This window comes from Neptunitalea chrysea, assembly GCF_027924145.1.
Classification (GTDB): domain Bacteria; phylum Bacteroidota; class Bacteroidia; order Flavobacteriales; family Flavobacteriaceae; genus Neptunitalea; species Neptunitalea chrysea.
Genome location: NZ_BRVP01000069.1, coordinates 1 through 814 on the forward strand (window position 1 = coordinate 1; position 814 = coordinate 814).

Below are 814 nucleotides of genomic sequence, written 5' to 3' on the forward strand. Positions count from 1 at the left end.
CCATGTAAAAAACCTATCATTAGATGGTGGTATAGATAGTAAAATGCCTTATATCTCGGCTAATGGGCTAGGGGTGCAATATAGAAATTTAACAACCAAAGAGAAGTATTATCAACAAAAGTATGGAGCCTATTATTTGGTAAAACAACAAGTGATAGACAATGCTTGGGTAATTACCAAGGAGACTAAAAAATTACAGGGCTACACCTGTTATAAGGCTATTTTTTATCGAGAAACTTTACGAGGTAAACAAAAAGTAACGGCTTGGTTTACTCCTCAGTTGTCTGTGCCGTTTGGCCCCTCTGGTTTCGATGGTTTACCAGGGTTAATATTGCAAGTGCAGTATGGTCAACATATTTTAACAGCTACTAAAATTACGTTTTCAAAGAAAGTTTTAGAAGTACCGGTTCCAAAGGGGCAACTAGTAGAAAATGATATAGAAATGAGTAAAATACTCTCCCAAGACACGGGCTTTGATCTTACTGCACATCTTAAAAAGTTAAAGGAGCAAAGTAAAGAGAAGAAGGATAAAAAATAACCGGTATAATGCTTCATGGTACAACAAAGACCACTTGTCTGTTTCTTTATTTTTTTATGTGTAAACTGTCTAAATGCCCAAAATATTACGGTTAAAGGTGTAATAGCAGATGCGGTTAAGGCTGGGATAGTAAATGTGAATGTTTTGGCTGAATCTGAGCAGGAAGAAGGTGTTAAGTTTGCCATTTCTGATTCGGATGGAAAGTATAGTATAAAGTTAAAGGCAAATACCTTATATACGGTTACCGTTAATCATCTAGGGTTTAAAGAAATTACA

General features: G+C 35.5%; 2 protein-coding genes. Both read left to right on the forward strand.

Annotated features, from left to right (window positions below):
- A partial coding sequence (locus NBRC110019_RS16720) for a GLPGLI family protein (RefSeq protein WP_281756609.1) occupies positions 1–538 on the forward strand: 538 nt, incomplete at its 5' end.
- A 15-nt stretch (positions 539–553) separates the two neighbouring features.
- The coding region (locus tag NBRC110019_RS16725) for a carboxypeptidase-like regulatory domain-containing protein (RefSeq protein ID WP_281756610.1) at positions 554–814 on the forward strand (261 nt) is incomplete at its 3' end.